Annotated in this window: 27 protein-coding genes and 1 tRNA gene; 13 read left to right on the top strand and 15 right to left on the bottom strand. The window is 70.8% G+C overall.

Annotated elements, in window-relative coordinates; all coding sequences use genetic code 11:
- The 6 genes from OG453_RS12625 (at position 1) to OG453_RS12650 (ending at position 4,659) form a co-directional block, all read left to right on the top strand.
- Complete coding sequence (locus OG453_RS12625; RefSeq protein ID WP_266867444.1) at positions 1-432, top strand: DUF3052 domain-containing protein; 432 nt, start codon at positions 1-3, stop codon at positions 430-432.
- Between the two features lie 211 nt (positions 433-643).
- Positions 644-1,111: a peroxiredoxin gene (locus tag OG453_RS12630; protein WP_266867445.1), complete on the top strand. Its 468-nt coding sequence runs from the start codon at positions 644-646 to the stop codon at positions 1,109-1,111.
- 139 nt (positions 1,112-1,250) lie between these two features.
- Entirely contained in the window at positions 1,251-1,826 is a 576-nt protein-coding gene (locus OG453_RS12635; protein ID WP_135330821.1) for a TerD family protein, read from the top strand.
- A 163-nt stretch (positions 1,827-1,989) separates the two neighbouring features.
- Positions 1,990-2,565: a TerD family protein gene (locus tag OG453_RS12640; RefSeq protein ID WP_266867447.1), complete on the top strand. Its 576-nt coding sequence runs from the start codon at positions 1,990-1,992 to the stop codon at positions 2,563-2,565.
- A gap of 64 nt (positions 2,566-2,629) precedes the next feature.
- Positions 2,630-3,775, top strand: a complete 1,146-nt coding sequence (locus tag OG453_RS12645) for a DUF475 domain-containing protein (protein WP_266867449.1) — start codon at positions 2,630-2,632, stop codon at positions 3,773-3,775.
- A gap of 137 nt (positions 3,776-3,912) precedes the next feature.
- Positions 3,913-4,659 (top strand): Tellurium resistance, encoded by a 747-nt coding sequence (locus OG453_RS12650; RefSeq protein WP_266867451.1) that lies wholly within the window; start codon positions 3,913-3,915, stop codon positions 4,657-4,659.
- Positions 4,660-4,707: 48 nt separating this feature from the next.
- Here OG453_RS12650 and OG453_RS12655 read toward each other — a convergent pair whose 3' ends face one another.
- Positions 4,708-5,595 (bottom strand): TerD family protein, encoded by an 888-nt coding sequence (locus OG453_RS12655; protein WP_266867453.1) that lies wholly within the window; start codon positions 5,593-5,595, stop codon positions 4,708-4,710.
- A 182-nt stretch (positions 5,596-5,777) separates the two neighbouring features.
- Between OG453_RS12655 and OG453_RS12660 the strand changes: the two genes are divergently transcribed.
- The 3 genes from OG453_RS12660 to OG453_RS12670 are packed head-to-tail and all read left to right on the top strand — an operon-like array spanning position 5,778 to position 10,278.
- Positions 5,778-6,944, top strand: a complete 1,167-nt coding sequence (locus OG453_RS12660) for an HpcH/HpaI aldolase/citrate lyase family protein (protein ID WP_266867455.1) — start codon at positions 5,778-5,780, stop codon at positions 6,942-6,944.
- A gap of 38 nt (positions 6,945-6,982) precedes the next feature.
- Entirely contained in the window at positions 6,983-9,457 is a 2,475-nt protein-coding gene (locus OG453_RS12665) for a phosphoribosyltransferase (protein ID WP_266869833.1), read from the top strand.
- Complete coding sequence (locus OG453_RS12670) at positions 9,454-10,278, top strand: HAD family hydrolase (RefSeq protein ID WP_266867456.1); 825 nt, start codon at positions 9,454-9,456, stop codon at positions 10,276-10,278. Before OG453_RS12665 ends, OG453_RS12670 begins: the two co-directional genes overlap by 4 nt.
- A 51-nt stretch (positions 10,279-10,329) precedes the next feature.
- Here OG453_RS12670 and OG453_RS12675 read toward each other — a convergent pair whose 3' ends face one another.
- The 5 genes from OG453_RS12675 to OG453_RS12695 form a co-directional block, all read right to left on the bottom strand.
- Entirely contained in the window at positions 10,330-10,554 is a 225-nt protein-coding gene (locus OG453_RS12675) for a zinc ribbon domain-containing protein (protein ID WP_266867458.1), read from the bottom strand.
- Between the two features lie 126 nt (positions 10,555-10,680).
- On the bottom strand, positions 10,681-11,664 hold the full coding sequence (locus tag OG453_RS12680; RefSeq protein ID WP_266867459.1) for a sugar kinase: 984 nt from the start codon (positions 11,662-11,664) through the stop codon (positions 10,681-10,683).
- Positions 11,661-12,305: a bifunctional 4-hydroxy-2-oxoglutarate aldolase/2-dehydro-3-deoxy-phosphogluconate aldolase gene (locus OG453_RS12685; protein WP_266867460.1), complete on the bottom strand. Its 645-nt coding sequence runs from the start codon at positions 12,303-12,305 to the stop codon at positions 11,661-11,663. The genes OG453_RS12680 and OG453_RS12685 overlap by 4 nt, the downstream gene beginning before the upstream one ends.
- A gap of 71 nt (positions 12,306-12,376) precedes the next feature.
- Positions 12,377-12,946 carry a DUF4383 domain-containing protein gene (locus OG453_RS12690; protein WP_266867462.1) on the bottom strand — a complete coding sequence of 190 codons (570 nt, stop codon included), beginning with the start codon at positions 12,944-12,946 and terminating at the stop codon, positions 12,377-12,379.
- Between the two features lie 129 nt (positions 12,947-13,075).
- Complete coding sequence (locus OG453_RS12695) at positions 13,076-14,383, bottom strand: hypothetical protein (RefSeq protein WP_266869834.1); 1,308 nt, start codon at positions 14,381-14,383, stop codon at positions 13,076-13,078.
- Between OG453_RS12695 and OG453_RS12700 the strand changes: the two genes are divergently transcribed.
- Positions 14,382-14,537: a hypothetical protein gene (locus OG453_RS12700; RefSeq protein ID WP_266869967.1), complete on the top strand. Its 156-nt coding sequence runs from the start codon at positions 14,382-14,384 to the stop codon at positions 14,535-14,537. The two genes, OG453_RS12695 and OG453_RS12700, sit on opposite strands and share 2 nt — an antisense overlap.
- Before the next feature lie 238 nt (positions 14,538-14,775).
- Positions 14,776-14,847 (top strand) — tRNA-Val (locus OG453_RS12705).
- A gap of 51 nt (positions 14,848-14,898) precedes the next feature.
- Here OG453_RS12705 and OG453_RS12710 read toward each other — a convergent pair.
- The 5 genes from OG453_RS12710 to OG453_RS12730 form a co-directional block, all read right to left on the bottom strand.
- Entirely contained in the window at positions 14,899-15,276 is a 378-nt protein-coding gene (locus OG453_RS12710; protein WP_266867464.1) for a peptidase inhibitor family I36 protein, read from the bottom strand.
- Positions 15,277-15,340: 64 nt separating this feature from the next.
- Positions 15,341-15,856, bottom strand: a complete 516-nt coding sequence (locus OG453_RS12715) for a hypothetical protein (protein ID WP_266867466.1) — start codon at positions 15,854-15,856, stop codon at positions 15,341-15,343.
- 6 nt (positions 15,857-15,862) lie between these two features.
- Positions 15,863-16,243, bottom strand: a complete 381-nt coding sequence (locus OG453_RS12720) for a hypothetical protein (protein ID WP_266867468.1) — start codon at positions 16,241-16,243, stop codon at positions 15,863-15,865.
- Between the two features lie 116 nt (positions 16,244-16,359).
- Complete coding sequence (locus OG453_RS12725; RefSeq protein ID WP_266867470.1) at positions 16,360-16,674, bottom strand: hypothetical protein; 315 nt, start codon at positions 16,672-16,674, stop codon at positions 16,360-16,362.
- Between the two features lie 40 nt (positions 16,675-16,714).
- Positions 16,715-17,071 (bottom strand): hypothetical protein, encoded by a 357-nt coding sequence (locus tag OG453_RS12730; protein ID WP_266869835.1) that lies wholly within the window; start codon positions 17,069-17,071, stop codon positions 16,715-16,717.
- A 137-nt stretch (positions 17,072-17,208) separates the two neighbouring features.
- Here OG453_RS12730 and OG453_RS12735 point away from each other — a divergent pair, with 137 nt between their 5' ends.
- Positions 17,209-17,436 (top strand): DUF2277 domain-containing protein, encoded by a 228-nt coding sequence (locus OG453_RS12735; RefSeq protein WP_266867472.1) that lies wholly within the window; start codon positions 17,209-17,211, stop codon positions 17,434-17,436.
- A gap of 21 nt (positions 17,437-17,457) precedes the next feature.
- On the opposite strand, the gene OG453_RS12740 is transcribed toward OG453_RS12735, so the two are convergent.
- The gene (locus tag OG453_RS12740; RefSeq protein ID WP_266867474.1) at positions 17,458-18,090 is read right to left on the bottom strand and encodes a DedA family protein; all 633 of its coding nucleotides are present in this window, start codon (positions 18,088-18,090) and stop codon (positions 17,458-17,460) included.
- 263 nt (positions 18,091-18,353) lie between these two features.
- Here OG453_RS12740 and OG453_RS12745 point away from each other — a divergent pair, with 263 nt between their 5' ends.
- Positions 18,354-18,914 carry a superoxide dismutase family protein gene (locus OG453_RS12745; RefSeq protein ID WP_266867476.1) on the top strand — a complete coding sequence of 187 codons (561 nt, stop codon included), beginning with the start codon at positions 18,354-18,356 and terminating at the stop codon, positions 18,912-18,914.
- A 76-nt stretch (positions 18,915-18,990) separates the two neighbouring features.
- On the opposite strand, the gene OG453_RS12750 is transcribed toward OG453_RS12745, so the two are convergent.
- The 3 genes from OG453_RS12750 to OG453_RS12760 form a co-directional block, all read right to left on the bottom strand.
- Positions 18,991-19,440 carry a DoxX family protein gene (locus OG453_RS12750; protein WP_266867478.1) on the bottom strand — a complete coding sequence of 150 codons (450 nt, stop codon included), beginning with the start codon at positions 19,438-19,440 and terminating at the stop codon, positions 18,991-18,993.
- 60 nt (positions 19,441-19,500) lie between these two features.
- Positions 19,501-21,471, bottom strand: coding sequence for an FAD/NAD(P)-binding domain-containing protein (locus tag OG453_RS12755; protein ID WP_266867480.1), 1,971 nt, complete (start codon positions 21,469-21,471; stop codon positions 19,501-19,503).
- A gap of 183 nt (positions 21,472-21,654) precedes the next feature.
- Entirely contained in the window at positions 21,655-23,295 is a 1,641-nt protein-coding gene (locus OG453_RS12760) for an alkaline phosphatase D family protein (RefSeq protein ID WP_266867481.1), read from the bottom strand.
- Positions 23,296-23,352: the final 57 nt, after the last annotated feature.

Consider the following 23,352-nt stretch of genomic DNA (forward strand, 5'->3'; position numbering starts at 1 on the left):
GTGAGCGCGACCGCGGACCACGCGGAGACGAACCTTGCCGTAAGGCTTGGTTTCCAGCCCGAACAGGTGGTCCAGGAGATCGGCTACGACGACGACGTCGATCAGGAGCTCCGCGAGGTCATCGAAGAGACCATTGGCTCCGAGCTCGTCGACGAGGACTACGACGACGTGGCTGATGCCGTGGTGCTCTGGTTCCGTGAGGACGACGGGGACCTGACTGATGCGCTGGTGGATGCCATCGCGTACATGGAGGAGGGCGGCCACATCCTGCTGCTGACTCCGAAGACCGGTCGGGAGGGTTACGTCGAGCCGAGTGACATCGGTGAGGCGGCCACCACCGCGGGTCTGTCCCAGACCAAGAGCATCAACGCAGGCAAGGACTGGAGCGGCAGCCGCCTGCTCACGCCGAAGGCGGCAGCCAAGAAGCGCTAGCCACTCGCGCGAGCCGCGACCCCAGCAGAGACCGCTGTGAGGCCCCCGTCGACATCTGTCGGCGGGGGCCTCACGCATGCGTGAGGTGAACGTCCGATGTACGTGTGCGGCGGGGGACCGATGCGCCCAAAGGGGCGCAGACCGGCGGACGTAGGGTGGGTGTCACCCGAACAGCCCCACCGGAGGGGCACCGTCGAAGGGATGCGTACTCATGGCGCTCGCTGGACTCGTGACCGGCACCAAGGCCCCGGACTTCGAGCTGAAGGACAATCACGGGCGGACCGTGCGGCTCTCGGACTTCCGCGGCGAGAAGAACGTGGTCCTGCTCTTCTATCCGTTCGCGTTCACCGGCGTCTGCACCGGCGAGCTCTGCGCGCTCCGTGACGAGCTGCCGAAGTTCGTCAACGACGACACGCAGCTCCTCGCCGTCTCGAACGACTCCATGCACACGCTGCGGGTATTCGCCGAACAGGAGGGTCTGGAGTACCCCCTGTTGGCCGACTTCTGGCCGCACGGCGAGGTCTCGCGCGCGTACGAGGTCTTCGACGAGGAGAAGGGCTGCTCGGTGCGCGGCACCTTCATCATCGACAAGGAGGGCGTGGTGCGCTGGACTGTCGTCAACGGCCTGCCGGACGCCCGTGACCTCAATGAGTACGTCAAGGCACTCGACACCCTGTGATTCCTCAGGGGTGACACCCTGTGATTCTTCAGGTGCAGAGCCTGTGGCGGCCGGGAACCGGTCACTAGGATCCACTCGTTGATCTGATGGCAAAGCACGACTGGGGCTCCCCGCCCCTGGACAACTATTGGGAGGACTTGTGGGAGTCAGCCTCAGCAAGGGCGGCAACGTATCGCTGAGCAAGGAGGCGCCCGGCCTGACCGCTGTTCTGATCGGTCTGGGCTGGGACGTCCGCACCACGACGGGTACGGACTTCGACCTCGACGCCAGCGCGATCCTGACCAACGCCGAGGGCAAGGTCAGCAGCGACGGCAACTTCGTGTTCTTCAACAACCTGAAGAGCCCGGACGGATCCGTCGAGCACACGGGTGACAACACCACCGGTGAGGGCGAGGGCGACGACGAGGCGATCAAGGTCGACCTGGCCGCCGTCCCGGCCGACGTGGACAAGATCGTCTTCCCGGTCTCGATCTACGAGGCCGAGTCCCGCCAGCAGTCGTTCGGCCAGGTTCGCAACGCGTTCATCCGCGTCGTGAACCAGGCGGGCGGCGCGGAGATCGCGCGGTACGACCTCTCCGAGGACGCCTCGACGGAGACGGCGATGGTCTTCGGCGAGCTGTACCGCAACGGCGCCGAGTGGAAGTTCCGCGCCGTGGGCCAGGGTTACGCATCGGGCCTGCGCGGCATCGCGCAGGACTTCGGCGTCAACGTCTGAGCCGAGTAACACCCTCCGCCTTGCCGTCCGGCGCCGCACACCACCCGTGCGGCGCCGGACGTGCTCGGCATCGCTTGCTCAACTGCTCAACCGCTCAACTCCCGCTCCCACAACAGGGGAGTCCTGGGAACTCTTGCTCTCGAACCACGGGGAGGACCACATCATGGGCGTCACGCTCGCCAAGGGAGGCAATGTCTCCCTCTCCAAGGCCGCACCGAACCTCACACAGGTCCTGGTCGGACTCGGCTGGGACGCGCGCTCCACCACCGGCGCACCCTTCGACCTCGACGCCAGCGCGCTGATGTGCAACTCGGGCCGGGTTCTGGGGGACGAGTGGTTCGTCTTCTACAACAACCTGAAGAGCCCGGACGGCTCTGTCGAACACACCGGCGACAACCTCACGGGTGAGGGCGACGGGGACGACGAGTCGCTCCTGATCGACCTCTCCAAGGTTCCCGCCGACGTGGACAAGATCGTCTTCCCTGTCTCGATCCATGACGCGGACAATCGCGGGCAGACCTTCGGCCAGGTCAGCAACGCCTTCATCCGCGTGGTCAACCAGGCCGACCTCCAGGAACTCGCGCGCTACGACCTCAGCGAGGACGCCTCCACGGAGACCGCGATGATCTTCGGCGAGGTGTACCGGTACGGCGGTGAATGGAAGTTCCGTGCCGTTGGGCAGGGGTACGCGTCGGGACTGCGGGGCATCGCTCTAGACTTCGGGGTCAATGTTTCGTAAAGCCGGGGACCGGCGCGGGGGAGACCGCTAAACGGGAGCCCGTACACACACGATTGGGTAGCCAGTGCTTCTGAAAACCTTCGGCTGGTCGTTCGCGGTTACCGCGCTCGGCCTGGTCGCGGCGGTGCTCTACGGGGGGTGGACGGGATTCGGGGTCGTGGCGATCCTGTCGGTCCTCGAGATCTCGCTGTCCTTCGACAACGCGGTGGTCAACGCCGGGATCCTGAAGAAGATGAATGCCTTCTGGCAGAAGATCTTCCTCACCATCGGTGTGCTGATCGCCGTCTTCGGCATGCGGCTTGTGTTCCCCGTCGCGATCGTGGCCATCAGCGCCAAGATCGGCCCCATCGAGGCCGTGCGGCTCGCGCTCAATGACAAGGACCAGTACCAGCAGCTGGTCACCGACGCGCACCCGTCGATCGCCGCCTTCGGTGGCATGTTCCTGTTGATGATCTTCCTCGACTTCATCTTCGAGGACCGTGACATCAAGTGGCTGGGCTGGCTCGAGCGCCCGCTCGCCAAGCTCGGCAAGATCGACATGCTGTCGGTCTGCATCGCGCTCATCGTGCTCATGGTCTCCGCGATGACCGTCGCCACCCACGCCCACCAGCATGGCGGCACGCACGTGGACAAGGCGGAGACGGTGCTTCTCTCCGGCGTCGCCGGACTCATCACGTATCTCATCGTGGGCGGACTCTCCGGCTACTTCGAGAACAAGATCGAGGAAGAGGAGGAACGCGAGCACGAGGAGGAGGAAGCGGCCAGGCGGAGCGGCAAGAAGGTTCCTGCGGTCGTCCTGGCCGGCAAGGCCGCGTTCTTCATGTTCCTCTACCTCGAGGTCCTGGACGCGTCGTTCTCCTTCGACGGCGTCATCGGCGCCTTCGCCATCACCAACGACATCGTCCTGATGGCGCTCGGCCTCGGCATCGGCGCGATGTACGTCCGGTCGCTCACGGTCTACCTGGTCCGCCAGGGCACCCTCGACGACTACGTCTACCTGGAGCACGGCGCGCACTACGCGATCGGCGCCCTCGCGGTGCTCCTGCTCGTCACGATCCAGTACGAGATCCACGAGGTCATCACCGGCAGCATCGGCGTCCTCCTGATCGCCTGGTCCTTCTGGTCGTCCGTACGCCGCAACCGCGCGCTGGCGGCGGCCGAAGGGGACTCGGGATCGGACGAGAAGGCCGAGGTCTCGTCCGGCGTCTGACGCTCTGACGCTCTGACGTTCTGACCTCCGGGGTGTGACCGGGGGCCCAGTGAGGAACGCTTCAGCGGGGCGGTCTTCGAGGAGGACTCCTCGAAGACCGCCCCGTTCGGTATACGCACGCGACTTTGGGGGCGGCAATGTCCTTCTGGGACGGTTTATGGCGTGGGCGCTCGATGGACTTCGAGTCGGGCAGCGCCGCGACCAACTCGATCGAACTCACCAAGCGGCATCCGACGGTCTCGCTCAACAAACAGGGCGCGGCCACCGGCAATCTGCGGGTTAACCTCTCCTGGCAGATGCGTACGTCCGACATCATCGGCAAGCAGCGCGGGGGCGGCGGTCTGCTGCGGCACCCCTTCAAGATGTTCCAGCCCGACGTGGTGCAGGCGCACACCCAGGGCGTGGTCAACGTGGACCTGGACCTCGGCTGTCTGTACGAGATGGTGGACGGCGCCAAGGGTGTCGTACAGCCGCTCGGCAGCTTCTTCGGGAGCCTCAACGCCCCGCCGTACGTGAAGCTGAGCGGTGACGACCGGTTCGGTTCGCCGTCCGGCGAGACGGTCTATGTGAACCTCGACCACCGCGAGTCGATCAAGCGGCTGCTGTTCTTCGCGTACATCTACGACCAGACGCCCGCCTTCGACCGCACGCACGCCAAGGTGACGCTCTACCCCAGCAACGGCCCGCGGATCGAGATCGACCTCGACGAGCGCCAGCCGCAGGCCAGGTCGTGTGCTGTGGCCTCGCTGGAGAACGTCAAGGGTGAGCTGGTCGTGCGCCGCGAGGTGAAGTTCGTGTACGGCTTCCAGGCCGAGCTCGACCGGCTGTACGGCTGGGGCCTGCAGTGGGGCCGGGGCTACAAGGCGAAGGCGGGCGGCGGCTGAGTGCCTCCCTGCGGGGCGCCGAACGCCCCCTGCGGAGCCCGCCCCCGCTCAGCGGTTCAGGAACTGCGGCCCCTGCGGGGGCAGCCGGAAGTTCGGGTCGGGCATCGGCGTGACCGGCTGCGGATAGCCGTACGAAGGCTGTGCGACCGGCGCCGGCTGGGCGGGCGCGGGCTGCGGATAGCCGTACGAAGGCTGCGGCATGGGCTGGCGCGTGGGCTCGGGCGGATAGCCGTACGAGGGCTGGGGTGCCGGCGCGGGGAAGGGCCGCGGGACCGGCGCGGTGGGCGCGGCGGACGACGGGAAGGGCCCTGGATCGGGCTGCGGCTGCGGCTGGGCCTGAGCCTGGGCCGGCTGCGGGAGCGAGGCCTCGGGCGTCGGCTCCGGCACGGCCTCCGACTCGTCCACGGAGATGCCGAAGTCGCCGGCGAGGCCCTCCAGGCCGTTCAGATAGCCCTCGCCCAGGGCGCGGAACTTCCAGGCGTCGGCGCGGCGGTAGAGCTCGCCGCAGATCAGCGCGGTCTCGGCGCCGGTCTGCGGGGTGATGTCGAAGTACGCGAGAGGTTCGCCCTCGGTGGTGGCGGCGTCGTACAGCAGGATCCGCAGCGCGCGTACGCGCTCGAAGGGGACGTCCTCCGCCGATGCGACGAGCAGGACCCGGCTCACAGCCGGATCGAGGCCCGCCATGTCCGTCTGGATCGTGTCGGTCAGGCCCTCGGCGACCCGCTTCTTGCCGAGCCGCCAGACCTTGCCGGAGGGGTGGCGCGGCTGGTTGTAGAAGACGAAGTCCTCGTCGGACCGCACGCGGCCGTCGGTGCCAAGGAGGAGCGCCGACGCGTCGACGTCGGGGACTCCCTGTCCCGGGGTCCAGCGCAGCACGGCGCGGACGGCCGTGGCTTCGAGCGGGACGTTCGACCCCTTCAACATCGCGTGCGTCATGCGGTCATCCTGCCTTCCCGGTCGCGGACGGGACAACGCGGGGGTGACTGTGTGTGGTGTCTGTGTCTGACATGGCCGGGTTACCTGAATTTCATGCCCATGGGGAACCCTTGACACCCGTCCCTACGTACTATTACCGGCCACATCACGTCGGACCGCGCCGACGAGTACAGGGGAATTTCATGCGTCATTTCGGGCATATCGCCCCAGAGGTGCGACAGCGCCTCTTCCATCGGGAGCCGTGCGACTTCACCGCCGACTCCTCTCCCCGCCTGCTTGCGGCGGCGCTCGGCGCCACGCTGTACAGCCCTGCCACACGCCCCCGGCTCGCCGACGACATCCTCAAACAGGCCGGGCGTGGCGTGATCTCGATGGTGCTCTGCCTCGAAGACTCGATCGACGACGCGGAAGTCGTCGGGGCCGAGGAGAACCTGGTCAGGCAGTTCGCGGACCTTGCCGCCCGGAAGGACGCCAAGCCGCCGCTGCTGTTCATCCGGGTCCGCACCCCCGAGCAGATAGCCGACCTCGCCCAGCGCCTCGGCGACGGCATCCGTCTGCTGTCCGGATTCGTGCTCCCCAAGTTCACCGAGGAGCGCGGAGTCCCCTTCCTGGAGTCGCTCTCCGCGGCCGAGGCGGCGACCGGGCGGCGGCTCTTCGCGATGCCCGTCCTCGAGTCGCCCGAGCTGCTGCACCTGGAGAGCCGCACGGAGAACCTCGCCGGGATCGCCCGCACCGTCGACAAGTACCGCGAGCGGGTGCTCGCGCTGCGCCTCGGCGTCACCGACTTCTGCTCCGCGTACGGCCTGCGCAGGCCGCCGCACATGACCGCGTACGACGTCCACATCGTGGCCTCCGTCATCGCCGACGTGGTCAATGTCCTCGGCAGGGCCGACGGCACGGGCTTCACCGTGACCGGTCCGGTGTGGGAGTACTTCCGCGTCCAGGAGAGAATGTTCAAGCCGCAGCTGCGCCGCAGCCCCTTCCTGGAAGGGCGGGCGGAGGAGCTGCGGCAGGCGCTCATCGAGCACGACATCGACGGGCTGCTCCGCGAGATCGAGCTGGACCGGGCCAACGGCCTGCTCGGCAAGACCTGCATCCACCCCTCGCACGTGCTGCCCGTGCACGCCCTCTCGGTCGTCAGCCACGAGGAGTTCAGCGACGCCGAGGACATCCTGCGCCCGGAGCGGGGCGGCGGCGGGGTCATGCGCTCGGCGTACACGAACAAGATGAACGAGGTGAAGCCGCACCGCGCCTGGGCCGAGCGGACCCTGCAGCGCGCCGAGGTGTTCGGCGTCGCGCGCGAGGACATCGGCTTCGTGGAGCTGCTCACCGCCGGGCTCTCCGGTTGAGGAACGTGTTGAGGAACGTAAGGACTGTGAACGACGAAATGGTGTGGTCCGGGACCTGGGTCGCCGAGCGGCTCGGTGTGGAGCTCGTCGGTGACGCGAGCCTGGGCGAGCTGCTCGGGCTCGCCCTGCGCCGCAACCCCAAGCGCGCGCACCTGCTGGTGTCGAACGTCCTCGGCAAGCATGTGCCCCAGCGGCCATCCGTCGTGTACGCGGCCGGGCACGACCTGGGTGTCAGGGCGCGCGCCCTGCTCGGCGACGCGGAGGCGCGGCGTGCGGTCGTCCTCGGCTACGCGGAGACGGCGACGGGCCTCGGTCACAGCGTCGCGGACGGCATCGGCCTCGCGCCCTATCTGCACTCCACGCGCCGCCCGGTCGACGGGGTGCGCCAGGCGGGCGGCTTCGAGGAGTCCCACTCGCACGCGACCTCGCACCTGCTGCTCCCGGCCGACCCCGAACTCCTCGCCGGGGACGGGCCGTTGCTCCTGGTGGACGACGAGTTCTCCACCGGCAACACGGTCCTCAACACCATTCGCGCGCTGCACGAGCGCTATCCGCGCGACCGGTACGTCATCGTGGCGCTCGTCGACATGCGCTCTCCCGAGGACCAGGGCCGCCTGGCCGGTTTCGCCGAGGAGATCGGCGCGCGGGTCGACCTGATCGCGATGGCGTCCGGCACCGTGCGGCTGCCGGACGGCGTCCTGGAGAAGGGGCAGGCGCTGGTCGCGGAGCACGAGGCTGCGGCGCCGCTTCCCGCGCCGCGCCGGGAGCGGGGCACCGTCACCCGGGTCGAGCTCGACTGGCCCGCCGGTGTCCCGGACGGCGGCCGCCACGGGTTCACTCCCGAGCACCGGGCGGTGCTCGACGCGGCGCTGCCGGGGATGGCGGAACGCCTCGCCCAGGCGCTGGCCCCGGATTCCGCACCCGTCCCTGCCCGCGTCCTCGTCCTCGGCTTCGAAGAGCTGATGTATGCGCCGCTGGCCCTCGGGGAGGCGCTGGAGGAGTGGCTGGGCGGCAGCGGCGCCGAGGTCCGGTACTCCACCACCACCCGCTCGCCCGTCCTCGCCGTCGACGACCCCGGCTACGCCATCCGCAGCCGCCTCGTCTTCCCCGCGCACGACGAGCCCGCCGACGGGCCCGGTGAGCGGTACGCGTACAACGTCGCGGGCGGCGGCTTCGACGCGATCGTCGCCGTGGTCGACTCCGTGGGCGACGGGCCCCAACTGCACGCCCCCGACGGCCTGTTGGCGCAGCTCGCCGCGCACACCCCGCGGGTCCTGCTCGCCGTCGTGCCGTCGTACGTTCCCGAGCGCGCCCCTGAGTACGTTCCTGAGTACGTCCCCGAAAGGCCCCCCATGCTGCCCGAGCCCCTCCGCGGCCCCGACTTCTCCTCGTACGCGCCCGAAGACGTCGGCTGGCTGCTGCAGGACCTCTCGGACGTGACGCTGGAAGCGCCCACCGAGGAGCGCGAGGAGGCGATACAGAGCGGTGGCGCGCACTACGCCGAGTCGCTGCCGGTCGAGTACCAGCCGAGCCCGCAGTACCAGGAGCTGTTCCGGGCCGCGCTCGACACCTCCGCCGCACGGATCGCACAGGCCGTCGGTACCGTCACCGAGACCGTGCTCGCCGAGCGTTCGCCCCGCCCGGTGCTCGTCTCCCTTGCCCGCGCGGGCACGCCCGTCGGCGTACTGATGCGCCGCTGGGCGCAGCACCGGCACGGTCTCGACCTGCCGCACTACGCCGTGTCGATCGTGCGCGGGCGCGGCATCGACGCCAACGCGCTGCGCTGGCTCGCCGCCCACCACGACCCGGCCGACGTCGTCTTCGTCGACGGATGGACGGGCAAGGGCGCCATCACTCGCGAACTGGCCGACGCCGTACGGGAGTTCGAGGAGTCGGGTGGGTCCACCGGGTTCAACCCGGAGATCGCCGTGCTCGCCGACCCCGGCTCGTGCGTGCGCACCTACGGCACCCGCGAGGACTTCCTCATCCCCTCGGCCTGCCTCAACTCGACGGTGTCCGGCCTGATATCGCGCACCGTGCTCCGCGCCGACCTGGTCGGCCCGGACGACTTCCACGGCGGCAAGTTCTACCGCGAGCTCGCCGGCACCGACGTCTCCCTCGACTTCATCGACGCCGTCGTGGACCGCTTCGGTGAGGTGGCCGACGCCGTCGACGCGCAGGTCAAGGATGTGCTCTCGGCGGACAGGGCGCCGACCTGGGAGGGCTGGGCGGCCGTCGAGCGGATCAGTGAGGAGTACGGCATCCACGACGTGAACCTGGTGAAGCCGGGTGTCGGCGAGACGACGCGCGTGCTGCTGCGCCGCGTGCCCTGGAAGATCCTGGCGCGGGCCGGCGCCGGGGCCGACCTCGATCACGTACGACTCCTCGCCGAACAGCGCGGCGTACCGGTCGAGGAAGTGGACGAACTCCCCTACACCTGCGTCGGACTGATCCACCCTCAGTTCACGCGCGGAGCCACCGGCACGGACGGCAAGGCGGTGGCGGCCAAGTGAGCACTCCCCGCACTCCCCGGACGGTACTCGTCGCCAGCGACCTGGACCGCACCCTCATCTACTCCGCCGCCGCGCTCGGCCTGACCATGCCCGACGCCGACGCGCCGCGCCTGCTCTGCGTCGAGGTCTACGAGAGCAAGCCGCTTTCGTACGTCACCGAGACCGCCGCCGGGCTGCTCGACGAGGTCGGCCGTGGCACGGTCTTCGTGCCGACGACCACGCGTACGCGCGAGCAGTACGGCCGCATCCATCTGCCGGGCCCCGCACCGAAGTTCGCGATCTGCGCCAACGGCGGGCATCTCCTGGTCGACGGGGTGTCCGACCCCGAGTGGCGTGTGGACGTCGACCGTCGCATCGCCGCCGAGTGCGCCTCGCTCGACGAGGTCCGCGCGCACATGGTGCGCACCGCCGACCCCGCCTGGCTCCTGAAGGAGCGGGTGGCCGAGGACCTCTTCGCGTATCTGGTCGTCGAGCGTTCCCTGCTGCCCGAGGGCTGGGTCAAGGAGCTCGCCGAGTGGGCGGACAGCCGCGGCTGGACCGTCTCGCTGCAGGGCCGCAAGATCTACGCCGTGCCGAAGCCGCTCACCAAGAGCGCGGCGGTGCGCGAGGTGGCACGGCGGATCGGCGCCGACGAGATCCTCGCGGCCGGGGACTCGCTCCTCGACGCCGATCTGCTCCTGGCCGCCGACCGCTCGTGGCGTCCGGGCCACGGGGAACTGGCCGACACGGGGTGGACGGCACCGGGCCTCACGGTGCTGCCGGAGCGCGGGGTCGCGGCGGGGGAGGAGATCCTGCGGGGGTTCCTCGCGGCGTCGAGGTAGGGCTGCGGGGGTTCCTCACGGCATCGAGGTGAGGCTGCGGCTGTTGCGACTTCAGCCGCAGCAGCCCCCGCCGCAGCAGCCGCCTCCGCCTCCGCCTCCGCCGCCGGCGCTCGGGCCGGGCGCGGCGCTCGTCCCGCCGACGGCCACCGCCGAGAGCAGCTTGACGGTGTCGTCGTGCCCGGCGGGGCAGACGGCGGGGGCCGAGGACTCGGCCATCGGGCGGCTCAGTTCAAAGGAGTCGCCGCAGGAACGGCAGCGGTATTCGTAGCGGGGCATGGGCACAGGTTAGCCTCGTCTGCGGCTGTGTTGTGGCTGGTCGCGCCCACGCGGCAGAGCCGCACATGTCACAGCCCCGCGCCCCTTCGGGGCGCACCGAACCGCACCGGACTCCGCCGAAGCCGCTTAGCGCATCACGGTCCCAGGCCCCGCCCCCAGCAACCCCAGCTCCGCCCTGGTCGGCGCGCCCTCCCAGTCCCCGTGCGACGCCACCGCGAACGCGCCCGTCGTGACCGCCCGGTCCAGGCGCCCCGCGACGTCCTCGCCGTCGAGCAGCGCCGACAGGTACCCGGACACGAACGCGTCGCCCGCGCCCACCGCGTCCACCGCCCGCACCGGACGTGCGGGCACGTGCAGCTCACCCCCGGACGTGTGTGCGGTCGCCCCGTCGGCGCCGAGCTTGACCACGACTTCGCGGATCCCGCCGTCGAGCAGCAGCTTGGCCTGCGCGGACGCGGCGGTGCCTTCCGGTACGCACAGCGGCAGTTCGTCGTCCGATGCGATGAGGACATCGACGTACGCGATCCATGAGCGAAGCACCGCTGCGGCCTCCTGCGAACTCCACAGCCTGGAGCGGAAGTTGACGTCGACGCAGACCGTCGTGCCGTGCTCCCGGGCCAGTTCGAGGGCGCGTCGGCAGGCGTCGGCGGCGGACGGGCCGAGGGCCGGGGTGATGCCGGTCAGATGCAGTACGCGCGGCGCGGGGCCGCCCGCGAAGGCCCGCTCGACCGCGTCCGGCGCGATGCGTGAACCGGCGGAGCCCGCACGGTAGTAGTGCACGCGGGTCACTTCGGGCAGCCGCGGTTCGAAGAGGATGAGCCCGGTGGGCGCGCCCGCGTCACGCGTCGCGCCGGTCACGTCGACGCCCTCGGCGCGCAGCGTGCGGAGCACCAGCTCGCCCGCCTCGTCGTCGCCGACGGCGCCCGCCAAGGCCGCGGTGTGCCCGAGCCGGGTGAGGCCGATGGCCACGTTCGACTCGGCGCCCGCGATGGAGAGGTCCATCGAACCGCCCAGCTTCAGCGGGCCGCTGCCGCGCAGGGCGACCATGGTCTCGCCGAGCGTGAGTACGTCGAGGGCGCCGAGGCGGCTCCCGCTTCCGGCCGCGCTCATCGGCGTACCCCCGCGACCGCCACGAACTCCGCGGCACGCTTGCGCAGCGCGGCCAGGTCACCGCCGTCCGCCGCGTCCCCGACGAGCGGCGAGCCGACGCCCACCGCGACCGCGCCGAGCGCCAGATACTCCGCGGCGGCCACCGCGTCCACGCCGCCCACCGGCACGAACGGCACGTCGGGGAAGGGAGCCCGCAGCGCCTTGAGATACGCGGGTCCGCCCATGGCCGACGCGGGGAAGATCTTCAGGGCGGTCGCGCCCGACGTGCCGGCCGCGATCACGTCGGTCGGGGTGAGGACCCCGGCGGCGACGGGCAGCTCGCGCCGCACCGCCTCGTCCACACCGGCGCCGAGCCCCGGCGTCACGACGAGGTTGGCGCCCGCCTCCGCGGCCCGCCGGGCGTCGTCCGCGGTGAGCACGGTGCCCGCGCCGAGCCAGGCCTCGTCGCCCAGTTCGGCGCGGGCCCGGCGCAGCACGCCGAGCGCGTCGACGCCGCTGAGGGAGACCTCGACGAGCGGTACACCGGATTCGACGAGTGCCATGACCGTCCGGAACGAGGCCTCCGCGTCGCTGCCGCGCACGATGGCGACCAGGCGCCGGGCCCGCAGGGCGGTACTGAATGCTGAGGTGAGGTCGGACATGGCCCCAGGCTCGCACAGGGGTTCAGGCGGCCGCCCGAGGGGTGACGTCCCTGCTCAGGGGTGCCGTGCGGTCAGTGCTTCGGGTTTGGATTCGCGTGCTCGGCGTGGCGTTCCGCCTCTGGATGGCGCGACTTCCAGTACGGGTTGTCGTGTGGCAGGGCCGAGCCGACACGGCCGTACATCCCGAAGAGCATCAGCAGGACGCCGACCACAAAGCTGAACAGCACGTTCTGGATCTCGAAGGCGAGGAAGTTGTAGTCGCTCTCCAGCAGGGCGAGATTGACGAAGCCGCTGAGGACGAACAGGACGCCGAGGCTCATGTTCAGCGTCGAGGCGAAGTTGCCGCCGATCACCATGCCGACGAAGAGGAGCAGCCCGACACAGATCGACAGGACGCTCAGCGCGCCGTTCGTGTTCAGGGTGGCGACGGTGTCGCCCTGGGTGTCGAAGAACCCGATCCTGTCGATCAGGCCGAGGATGCCGAAGGCGAGCAGGACGAGCCCCATCAGGCCCGCGCCGACGCGGTAGACGGTGCTGAGGCGGTGGTCGACGGGCAGGTGCTCGTTGAGCGTCACATGCCGCCTGGGCCCCTTCGTCCCCCTCGTCCCCTTCGTTCCCGGGTGAAGTACATGCGTGGCCATGTCCGCCTCCTTGGTGTGCGGGGAGGCCGCTTCGTACGTGGCACTGCGTGCGGATCGCCGCGTGCGTACATCCAGGATCCGCCTTCGGCGGCCGGACCGCCAACCACGGCTGCCGCCGCCCCGGGGCGGCTACGCCCCCTGCCCCCGCTCCTCCCGGATCTGCGTGACCACGCGGGCCACGGTCCGCCGCACGGCCTCGGTCTCGGTCAGGAAATGCCAGTAGTCCGGGTGGCGGCCCTCCAGGGACGCCACCGCGCGGTCCAGACGGGCCACGGACTCGTCCAGCGGGCGGGCGTGCCGCTGCTCCGGGGTGTGGCGGCCCGCCATGGCCAGGCGCTGGGCGTCGCGGATCGCGAAGCGGGTGCGCTCGATCTCCTGCTGGGGGTCCTTCGCGACCGCGTTGAGCCGCCGCAGCCGGTCACCGGCGGCCGAGACTGCCTCGTCCGTCGAGTTCAGCAGGGCGCGGACCGTGGAGAGCAGGGAGGTGGCGTCCGGCCAGCGCTGCTCGTCGCGCGCCTGTCCGGCCTCCTTGAGCTTGGCCTCGGCCTGCCGCACATTCTCCGCGGCCTGGTCGGGAACGCGCTGCAGGTCCTGCCAGCAGGCGGCGGTGAAGCGGCGCCGCAGCTCACTCAGGATCGGGTCGACCTGCCCGCTGCGGGTGGTGAGGGCCTGCGCGCGCGTACGCAGCGACACCAGACGCCGGTCTATCTCGGCGGCCCGCTCGGGCAGCCGCTCGGCCTCGGCGCGCACGGCTTCGGCGTCCCGAAGCACGCGGTCGGCGCGCTGCAGCGTCTCCGGTACGCCGTGCTGTCCGGCTCCCTGATTGAGCTTGGTCAGCTCAGGCCCGAGGGCGGCGAGGCGAGCGGCGAGATCATCGGCCTTGAGCCCGGCGCCCCGTACGGCATCCAGCGCGTTGCTGGCGGCGAGGAGGGTCTGCCGGGCCCGCTCGACGGCGGGGGCGAGCCGGGCGAGCTGGGTCTCCGCCTTGTCGAGCAGCGGCCCGAGCCCCTGCTGGAACCGGTCGAGGTCCTGCTTGGCCCTGCCGAGATCGTCCTTGGCGCGGGTCAGCTCGGCGCGCGCCTGGGCCGCGACGGACGCCTCGAGATCATCCCGATCGAGATCGTGCGCGTCCACGGCGCTGATGTACTGATGACTGACCTCGTCGATCCGCCGCCCCATGGCCTCGAAGTCCGAGACGGCGCGCTGTGCGGCGGGCGACGAGTCGACGGCGACGATGGTCTCGATGGAGATCCGCAGATCGCGCTGGGCGGTGTCCAGCTCGTAGAACGCGGCGGCCGCCGCGTCCTTGGCGGCCTGCGCATCGGCACGCATGCTCTCGCCCCGCCCGCCGAACCACCGCCGGGTGCCGCCGCCGGCGAAGGCGGCGGGGAGGGCGATGGCGACAAGGGGGAGGGGCAGGAGGGCGAGAGCGACGATGTCACGGAGGGCGCGGCGGGAGCTTCGAGAGGAAGACGACGGTCGGGAGTCCGGCTGCGGCCACACGCTCCCGCGGCGACGACGCGCGTGCGGCGTGCTCGGCGTGCTCGACCTGCTGGACGTACTTGGCGTGCTCGACCTGCTGGACGTATAGGACTTGCTAGACGTGTCTGGCGTGTACGGCTGCGATGGTGTCGCCGTCACTATCCCTCTCCCGTGCTGTCGTCCGCCTTGCCCGGTGTCACATTCTCCCACCGGTTAATGACGAACACACGGGTCGGTTAGTTCGCGTCGCACCCCGTGACTTTGCCGCCTTCGCTGCGGGCGGACACCGGCCGCGGAACGCGTTTGGGAGGCACCCCCACCGGCAAGGTAGGCTGTCGAAACCTTCCGGGCGCGTAGCTCAGGGGTAGAGCGCTGCCCTTACAAGGCAGATGTCGGCGGTTCGAAACCGTCCGCGCCCACCGGGAAGAAGACCCCCAGTCGATCATGGCTGGGGGTCTTCGGGTTTCTGGTCAGCACTCCATCGTCCAAGTGTGGGAGTCGCCGCTGTCGTTGGCCCAGCCGCTGGGGGCGGCGATTTCCTGGCCGGGGGACAGGCAGACCGTGCCGAAGCCGACCAGGCCCGGGTTTTCGTAGACCTGGACGTGGTCCTTGATGCCGGGGCCGGAGATTCCGTGGTTGGCCCAGGAGGAGTCCTGGTCCTGGATCGGGTCCTCCCAGTCGTGGTCGTCGCCCGACCAGTTGGTGCGCTGGCCGCCGAAGTCGGCGTCCGTCCAGGCGCAGAACTGGCCGCTCGGGCACGAGGCCGCCTGGGCCGCGGCCGACGTGGTCACGGCCGTGCCGATGGCCAGGAGCGTGGCGGCGAGCAGGGCCGTGGGCTTGCTGATCATGTGGGGGTTCTCCTTCTGCGGTGCTGAGGTGCTGAGGTTCTGACGGTCGCTTTTCGCCGTGGTGTCAGGTGGACAGCTGGGTCGTGGCGCGGCGCAGGGCCTGTTCGCGCATGCTGTGCCAGTCGGACAGTTCCGTACGGTGCCGGGCGCGGACCCAGGCGAGACTGCGGTGGCGGTGGGCCGCCTCCGGCTTGAGGTTGTTGGCGATCGTCGAGACCTGGAACCAGCGCCGCTGGTCGCCGTAGAGCGTGCGCTGTGCCGCGGCCAGGCAGCCGTCCGTGTGGGCGCGTACGGAATAGCCGGTGGGGAGGGTGAGTGAGAGCTCCGTTGGGCCTGCGCCGAACAGGGCGTCCGCAATGCGTTGGGAGTTCCTTTTATCGGCCGGCGTCGCTGCCTGGCGTTCGCCCGCGCGGGGCGGGGTCAGGCCCTGGCGTTTCAGGCAGCGGTCCGTCAGTTGTTGTTGGGCCGCCTTGATGACGTCCTCGGGTGGCATCGCCGGGCGGGTGGGCGTGGTCGCGCAGCCGCCGAGCAGGGCGGTGCAGAGGAGCACGAAGAGGGGGCAGATGTGCCTCGTACGCATGGTCTGTCAGCCCGGCTCGCAGCCCAGCATTTCGTGGCTCACGCCGTCGAGTTTGGTGGCCCAGGCCGTCCAGTTCTCGTCGTAGTCGTCCGTGCGGATCTCGCGGTAGACGCAGCCCGATCCCGGGCCGTAACTGATGGCGTAGACACTGCCGTTGGCGCGGGACTCGAAAGAGTAGGCGTTGCGCTGCGTGCCGTTCTCGGCCTCCGCGTAGCCGGGCGGGCCGTAGCACCAGCCCTGGCCCATCATGCCGGGCTTGGTCCAGAAGCAGACCTGGCCCGGGGGCGTGGCGGCTCGTGACGTGGGTGGTTCCGCGACGGCCGAGGGCGTGAACGTGGTGAACAGGGCCGTGAAAGCGGCGGTGACGGCGGCGGTTTTGAAGCGCATGCGGGTGGCTCTCCGAGGGTGGTCGATGCGTTGTGCATGACCTCAATCCCCGCCGTTTTCGCAGGTAAGCGCGGTGTCACGGAGATAGACCCTGATAGGTGAACTGGTGGGCAGCGTCAGCGGCCCGAGCCCGGATGCGTCCTGCGGTACCTGCGGTCCCAGCGCTCCTGGCGTTCCTTGCGGAGGCGGTAGTCGCGGTACGTCTTCGGGTAGCCACCGCCCCCTCCGCCTCCGGCGTTCCCTCCAGCGACGCCTCCGCCGCCCGAGCTCCCTCCGGAGCCGGAGCCGCTTCCGCTGCCGCTCTTGGAGCCCGCGCGGTCGTACTGCTGGAAGATGAAGAAGACGAGTGCCGCTGCGGCCAGCCACAGGAGCGGTTGGTTGAAACCCAGGCCGATCAGGGCCAGGAGCAGGACGACCAGCAGCAGATTCATGGCAGCACCTCCTCGGCGTAGAGGGAGTCAACGCCCGCTGTCACTCCGTGTCAATGGCTTTCTCATGGACGTGTTTGAGGTGTGCGCGGGCCGCCACCGCGTCCGGTCCCGTCACCTCGTCCCAGAAGCGATGACAGGTGACAAACACCGCCAACTCCCGCTCCCGTTCGCGGAGTTTCTCCACCTCCGCCTGTTCGTCCGGGGTCCAGCCCGGGGACGCGGGGCGCTCCACCTTGCGCCAGCCGTGGTCGTCGCTGAAGCCGTCCAGGGGCGTGACCGACCAGGGGAGCCGCTTCAGCAGGGCCAGGAGTTCGGCCCGGACCTGGTGCAGCTCCTCCTGTCCGGCGAGGAGGTCGCTCGGGAAGTCGTACGCAGGGGTTGCAGGCACGGGCGTAATGGTACTCCTGTTCGATTTTCAGGGGCGAGCGATGCCACACGGGAAACGGGGGAACTTCGGGGCCGAACTTCAGGGCCGAACCGGGCCGATCTTCCGGGCCCTCGCCCCGACCGCCCCGGACGCGGCAAGCTGGAGGCATGTGCCGCAGCATCAAGACGCTCCGTCCGCCCGCCATCCCCGAGGACGCCACCGAGGAGGAGATCCGGGCCGCCGCGCTTCAGTACGTGCGCAAGGTCTCCGGATTCCGCGCCCCGGCCGCGCACAACCGCGAGGTGTTCGACCGCGCCGTCGACGCCGTCGCCGAAGCCACCGCCGAGCTGCTCGAAGGGCTCGAGATCCGCGGGGCGAGCAAGGCGAGTGCCTAGCCCCGCCTCAGCGGCCCACTCCTAGTGCGCGGCAGCCCGCGGCCGCCGCACCAGGAACGCCGCTCCCGCGCCCGCGCCGAACAGCGCGACCAGGGAGACGCCCGTGGCCAGCCACGTCGCGCCGAGCCACTGCCCGCCGAAGTAGCCGAGCGCCACGCTGTACCCGGCCCAGGCCACGCCCGCGAGCGCCGACCAGGGCAGGAACTCGCGCACCTTGCGATGGGCCGCGCCGGCCGCGAGCGAGACGATCGAGCGGCCCGCGGGGGCGAAGCGCGCGAGGATCACGAGGGCGCCGCCGCCCCGTGAAAGGGCCGTGCCGAGTCGTTCCTGCGCGCTGGTGAGGCGGCGGGAGCGGGCGATGGCCCGGTCCAGACGCTCGCCGCCGCGCCAGGCGAGGCGGTAAACGGCGAGGTCGCCGATGACGGAGGCGGTGGCCGCGCAGAGCAAGAGGGCCAGGATGTCGGGGACCTCGTGCGTGACGTGCCCCGCGCCCGTTCCGGCCGCGCTCGTTCCCGCCGCTGCCGCCGCGGTGGCAGCCGTGATGACGAGGACGCCACTGGGCAGCACGGGGAGGACGATGTCGAAGAGCACGGAGAGTGCAACTACCGCGTAGATCCATGGGCTGCCGGTCAGTGCGCCCAGATTTTCCAGCACCGAAATTCCCCGTAACTCCCCGGTCGACGACTTGGCTGCCGCGACGTCGCGGGGGAGCGGCAGGGGCGGCTTGTGACAGCTGTACAGCGTACGCCGCGCCCTTCGCCGGAGATCCCCGGGGGGCTCAGATGTTCGCTACATCACGTTCACCCGGCTGCCCCTCCCGACGCGGCGTACGGCGCCGAAGTCCCGTACGAAGGACCCGTATGGAGTGACATCGGCTGATGAGTACGGAAACTCATGGGTACGGAAGGAGCTGGGCGATGGTGGCAGGAATGCTCGCCGGGACCGTGGCGGCGGCGGTGCTCGCCGCGGGCGGTGGCGTGGCGGGTGACGGAGCGGCGCACTGCTACCGGGTGCGGGTCGACGGGCAGTTCGCGCCGCCCTCGGCGTTCGTGCCCTCACCCGCGATCACGTACGACATGGATCTGGTGCCCGCGGCCTCCTGGATCGGGGTCGAGCAGCACGGGAAGCCGGGCGGCAGCATGACGGTCACCCTCCGGGTGAAGGGGCTGAAGCCGGGATACGCGTACGGCGCCCATGTGCACCAGAAGCCGTGCGGCACCGAGCCGACCGCGGCCGGTAGCCACTATCAGCACCGCAAGGACCCGGTGCAGCCGTCGACGGACCCGGCGTACGTCAATCCGCGCAACGAGGTGTGGCTGGACTTCGCCACGGGCCCCGACGGCGCGGGCCGGGCGAGCGCCCGTCACGCATGGGAGTTCCGGCCGGGCGGGGCCGGGTCCGTCGTGCTGCACCGCGAGCAGGGCGGTGCGGGGGACCGTCTCGCGTGCTTCACGGTGCCGTTCGCCCCGCGCGCCTGAGGGCGCCGCCGGACGCGACGGAGCCCCCTTCCCGGTACGCGTACCGGGAAGGGGGCTCCGTCGAGCCGTGCGGGAGTTACGCGGCCACCGGCGTGCGCTCCGACGCCGTGTCGTCCTTGCCCTCGCCGCGCGCGGCGAAGAGGCGGTCGATGCCGAGCGCGCCGGAACCGGTGAAGACGAGCAGGAGCAGGGCCCAGCAGAACATCGCCGAGGCCTCTCCGCCGTTCTCCATCGGCCACAGGGCCTCCGGCTGGTGCACCTTGAAGTACGCGTACGCCATCGATCCGGACGAGATGAACGCGGCGGCGCGGGTGCCGAGGCCGAGGGCGACCAGGCCGCCGCCGACCAGCTGGATGACGGCCGCGTACCAGCCGGGCCAGGTGCCCGCGTCGATCGTGCCGCCGCCCATCGCGCCGCCGAGCACGCCGAAGAGTGAGGCGGCGCCGTGGCAGGCGAAGAGCAGGCCGACCACTATGCGGAACAGGCCGAGTGCGTAGGGCTGGGCGCTGTTGAGACGTCCAGTCATGGTGGGGGACTCCTTCGGTTTGGGGACGTGAACCGAGCGGAGGCCCAAGGTTAGGGGAACCTAATCGATGCTTGCAAGTTCAACATCTGGCCATTCGGGCGATTCCGCTTCCGCCACCGCTTTCACTGCCGGGGCCGTCGCCGCCGTCCGCAGCACGGCCCGCGCCACCGCGTCCGCGTCCGACAGGGTCACCGAGTCGACACCGGGCCTGGCCCCCGCCGCCGTCACCCAGTGCACGCCCTCCGTGGGCACGCCGAACGCGAACCGCCGTGTGTGCGCCCGGCCTTGACGGTCGATCAGACGGTACGGGCGGGGTGTTACGTCGAGACCTCCGGTTTCGTAACCGTCGACGACATGGGGGCGGCACTGCCCCGTCCGCACGAGCCGCCCGAGCAGTTCGTCCGCGGTGCGGCGCACGTCCGGCTCCGGGAGTCGTGCCTCGATCAGTGTGGTGACGCGCACATCGGATCCCGGAACGTCGGGCGAGTGCGCGTGAAAGGTCCCGTCCGCGCCGGCTCGCACGTCCAGGCGCGGACCGAGCACGTCGAGGACGCCCGCCTCGATCAGCGCCGTCATCTCCTCGATGCGCCGCCGGGGCGGTCCGATCGAAAGGAAGGCGTTGAGCGGCGTGTACCAGCGGTCCAGGTGGGTGCGCCGGGACGGTCCCGCGATGCCGCCGTGGTCGACGATCAGGCGCAGTTCGTTGCGCAGGTCGCGCAGCACGTCGAGGGCGGACTTCAGGGGGCTCGCGACATTGCCGAGCGCGGCCTGCGCGGTGTCCTCGCGCAGATACGTCAGGAGCCAGCCGCGGAAGTCGTCCGGCGAGCGGAAGGCGCGGTCGGCGCACGGCCGCGCGAGGCGGTCCCAGGACCAGCGCGCGGCCTCGGTGATCCCGAACTCGTCCAGGATCAGGGCCTCTTGAGGGCTGCGGTGCGGTACGTCGAGGAACGCGGCACGGAAGGCGGAGGACCGCCCGGCGGGGCGGACGAGTGCCGCGTAGTAGACCGTCTCGACCTCTTTCGCGACCAACGGCCATATCTCGTCGAGGAAGTCGGGGGCGCCGCCGCTGTCCGCGCGCTTGCGGAAGCGGGCTATGACGTCCGGGGTGAGGACAGCGGGATCGTGCCGCCCGTACGCGCCCTTCGCGTTGTCGCCGCGCGCCTGATAGGGGATGCCGCGCCGCGAACCGGCGTACAGCTTCGGCTCGTGCCCCGACGGCCGGTAGCGCAGCCCGCCCGACGGCGCGGTCATGAAGCGTCCGCCGCGGCCCTGGGTCAGCAGCGCCATGTGGTCGAAGAAGTTCAAGCCGAGGCCGCGCAGCAGCACGCGCTCACCGGGGGCGATCGCCGAGAGGTCGACGTCGGCGGGGTTGGCGGGGGCGATGTGTCGAAGACCGTGCCGGGCGGCGTGTTCGGCGAGGAGGAGACCGTCCTGGCCGTCGACGGTGGGCAGATGCCCCTGCGCGAGCACGACGGCTCCGAGCCCGCGGATCTTGCGCCCGTCTTCGAGTACGAGCAACTGGGCGCCGTCACCCGGGTCCTCGCCGCCGCTGCTCCCGGCCGGGTCCCCGTCGAGCCGCACGGCCCGCGCCGCGTGCACCTCGACGCGGACCCGGCCGGGAGCGCCGCGGAGGGTCTCGGCGAAGACCCACTCCAGATAGCGGCCGTAGCAGGCGCGGGTGGGGTAGTCGTCCGGGCCGAGCCCCGGTGCGTGCCCCGCGGCGGCCCACTCGTGCAGGCTCGGCCCGCGCAGGACGGGGCCCGCGCAGTCGACGCTCTCGTCGGTGAAGAGGGTGACCTGCGAGGCGACCGTGTTCATCAGCAGCTCGGACGGCTGGGCGGTCCGCCAGACGCGCCCCGGGCCCGGCGGCGACGGATCGACGACGTGGACCGTCAGCCGTGCACAGGGCGGCAGAAGTTCGGCGGCCGACGCGCAGAGACGTTCCAGAACGCTGGTGCCGCGGGGTCCCGCGCCGACGACGGCGACAGCTACGTCCTGGTCCGGTGCGGTCGCTGCGGGTGCTGCGGACAAAGGCGTGACTCCGGGACGTAGAGGAGCTGGAAGCGGATGGTCCGCCTCCTCGGAGGTCGCCGGAAGCGGATGGTCCGCCTCATCATGCCGCCGGAAGCGGGGAAGTCGAACCCCGATGCGGAGGATCGTAGTCCGGGTGTGGGCCGTGTCACGCGGGGCCCGTGGGGCGGGGTTCGCCTTTGCCTAGGAAAGTCGTGACTCCTCCGTCTGCTCCAGGCGCACCGCCCCGCGCACCGTCCGCGCCTGCTCCAGGCGCACGCTCGCCGAACGGCCGCGCAGCGTCAGCGTCATGAGCTGGTTCCCGAACCAAGGGCCGCCCGTTTTGCGCCAGTTGATGGCCGCCCGCGCCGTTCTGCCATGCCGTACGAAGCGGCGGCCGAGGGCCCGGCCGACCTTGCTCCAGCCGAAGTGGAAGCCCATCTTTATCGACGCGGGGATGGAGTTGTGGACGGGGGAGCACGTCAGCTGCAGGACGCGCGCATCCGGTCCGCCGCCGCCCGGCCAGGTCGGTTCCGCTATGTACGCGTGATGGACGTCGCCGGACAGGACGCACACCGTCGCCGGGGCGCCGGCGCCGCTGCCCGCCTCGGCGATCAGCGACGTCAGCCCGTCGAACGACGCGGGGAACGCCGCCCAGTGCTCCAGGTCCGAGCGCCTGCGCAGGTTCTCGCCGAAACGGGCCCAGCGCTCGCCCCGTTCGCCACGGCACAGCGCGGCGTTCCAGCCCTCCGCGTCATGGATGAGATGGGGCAGCAGCCAGGGCAGCGACGTGCCGATCAGCAGGTGGTCGCAGCCGCCCTCAAGCGCCTGCTCGCGCAGCCAGCGCGCCTCGTCCGGGTCGAGCATCGCGCGGTTCTGCTCGTCCAGGACGCGGGCCGCACGGGTGTCGACCATGAGCAGGCGTACGCGGCCGAAGTCCCGGCGGTAGCTCCACCGGGTCGCCGTGGGGTCGGCGTCCGACGCGGCGGCGAAGGCGCGCAGGGTGTCGGTGCCGTCGGGCGTCGCACGCACCGCCGCGTACAGCTCGCTCCGTTCGAGCTCCGCGGGCGGCAGATTGCCGAGGTGCTGGTGGACCCAGTACGACATCAGGCCGCTCAGGACGCGCTCGCGCCACCAGGGGGTCGCGCGCATCTCGGCGAGCCAGGCGGCGCTGGTGTTCCAGTCGTCTATGACGTCGTGGTCGTCGAAGATCATGCAGCTGGGCACGGTGGAGAGCAGCCACCGCACCTCGGGGTCGAGCCAGGACTCGTAATAGAGGTGGGTGTACTCCTCATAGTCCGCGACCTGGTCGCCCGGGGGATCGGCGAGGCTCCGGCGGGCGGCGAGATAGCGGCGGGTCGCCTTGGACGTCTGGTCCGCGTACACCTGGTCGCCGAGCAGCAGAAGGACGTCGGGGCGCTCGCCGTCCGGGTCGGCTGCGATCCGGGCGGCCAGGGTGTCCAGGGCGTCGGGACCCACCGGGTCGTGCTCATCGCTGGGCGGGGCCGCCCAGCGGCAGGAACCGAAGGTGACCCGCAGCGGTTCCTCGTCGCCCTCGCCCGGCGTGCGGATGGTGCTCGGCGGGAACGGCGAGTCCGGCAGCGGCCACACCGGAGCGTCAGCGGCGCCGAGCCGCACCTCGTACGCCGTCTCCGTGCCCGGCCGCAGTCCGGTGACCGGGACGATCGCGTAGTGGTGGCCGTCGATCTGAAAGGTGTGCGCCGTCCCCTTCGCACCGTCCGCGCACCGCACTTCGGCGGTGCACGGACGGTCGGCCTCGACCCAGACCGTCGCCGTCGAACCGTCGACATACCTCAGCAGCGGACCCAGGCGCAGCCGTGCCACGTTGATCACTCCCCTCCGTCGCCCCGTACGGTACGGAACGACGGAGGCTCATGGGGA

It is taken from the genome of Streptomyces sp. NBC_01381, from assembly GCF_026340305.1.
Lineage (GTDB): Bacteria > Actinomycetota > Actinomycetes > Streptomycetales > Streptomycetaceae > Streptomyces.